The sequence below is a fragment of the Acidipropionibacterium timonense genome, from assembly GCF_900605005.1.
GTDB lineage: Bacteria > Actinomycetota > Actinomycetes > Propionibacteriales > Propionibacteriaceae > Cutibacterium > Cutibacterium timonense.
The window spans coordinates 1-1,660 of the sequence record NZ_LR027570.1; the positions used below are offsets into that span (position 1 = coordinate 1).

At 70.7% G+C, this 1,660-nt stretch carries 1 protein-coding gene; it reads left to right on the top strand.

The window, feature by feature from the left end; all coding sequences use genetic code 11:
* Positions 1 to 736 precede the first annotated feature (736 nt).
* Positions 737 to 1,660 (top strand): DMT family transporter (locus E0E30_RS13210; RefSeq protein WP_130866943.1); only part of this gene is annotated, 924 nt, incomplete at its 3' end.

Sequence of the window (1,660 nt, forward strand, 5' to 3'; positions counted from 1 at the left end):
GGGCGGCGCGCCCCGGACCGGGGCGACCGATGACACCGACGACAGCTGGCCCCGGGAGCCGTCCGGCCGGGTGATCCCCGCCGCCCGGACGAACCCGTCCCGGCCGATCCATCAACCGACCCCGCCCGACCCGACGAGCCGGCCCCTCCCCGCACATCGGCACGAGAGCCACCCCCTGCGGGGCAGTGCGACCATGGCCGGCACGGAGCCGCGCTGGCCGGCACCCCGCCCGGTCGACCGGGTCCGGACGACCCGCTCGTCCGGGACCGCGCGAGCCCGCGGCTGGGCGCCGGCGTCCGTCCCCCGCGGCTCGGTTCCCGGGCCCACCGTCGGTCGACGGCAGAGCGCAGGTGGGCAGCCGGGCTCAACCCGGCCGCAGACTGCTCGCATCCCGGGTCCGGCACATCCCCAGACCGCGAGCCGCCTGGCCCAGGACCCGGTTCACCGGCGGCGACGCGGGGCCCTCCTCATCCTCGTCATCGTGGCCCTGGCAGTGGTGCTCGCCCTCCTGGGACACCGACTGGCGGTCTCGCACCGGCAGGACGGGGCGGCGGCCGTCCTCTCGGCGCACACCACTGCATCTGTGCGGAATGTCACATCCATGGGTCGAGGTGACACAAGTTCTGCGGTACGACGAGACATCCAGAAGGTTTCATGGGCTTGAACGGCTGATGGACAACAGAATCCATCGTCACGAGACTTGCAGAGCAAAGATTTTGTGGCCTACCATGGTCTCGTGGTTGGATTCCGTTCATCGCGCTTGGCGTACGCCGCCCTCCTGCTCATGGCGATCCTCTGGGGGTCAACCCTGGTCGTCATGAAGGGCGCCTATGCCCGCATGGACCCGGCATCCCTCCTCGTCGACCGGTACCTCGTCTCGGCCATCACCTTCGGGGTGTTCTTCCCCAAGGCGTGGAAGGCCTCGCGCAGCACCATCGCCAAGGGGGTCGTCCTCGGCCTGTTGTTCAGCGCCGGACAGCTCCTCCAGGCCCTCGGCCTCGAGCGCACCAGCGCTGCGGTCAACGGCTTCATCGCCGGCCTGTACGTCGTCGTCACCCCACTGCTGGCGGCCCTCTTCCTCGGCAAGAAGGTCAACCGTCAGGTGTGGATCGCCGTCGCCCTGGCCACCATCGGACTGGGGTCACTGGCTCTCAACCCGGCCTCCCTCGGTTCGGGCATCGGCATCGGTGAACTGCTCACCTTCGCCTCGGCCGTCGTCTTCGCCGGCCACATCCTCCTCACCGGCAAGGTCGCGACGCCGAACAACGTCATCTCCCTGGGTCTGTACCAGACCCTCACGGTCACCCTCGTGTGCACCCTCTTCGCCGCCCCCGGCGGCATCGTCGCCCCCACCACGGTGAGCGACTGGACGGCGGTGTGCTACCTCGGCATCGTCTGCGGCACCCTGACGATCCTCCTGCAGAGCTGGGCCCAGACCCGGGTCGACGCCACCCGCTCGGCCGTCGTCATGTGCACCGAGCCGTTGTGGGGGGCCGCCTTCGCCGTCGGCATCGCCGGAGAGGTCGTCACCGGTCAGATGGTCTTCGGTGCCCTCACCATCCTCGCGGCCATGGTGCTCGTCATCCGGCCCGCCGGACGCCGCCGTGGCGCCACCGACCGACTTGCCCCCTCCCCGGCGCCCCGCCCGGAACCCTCGGTC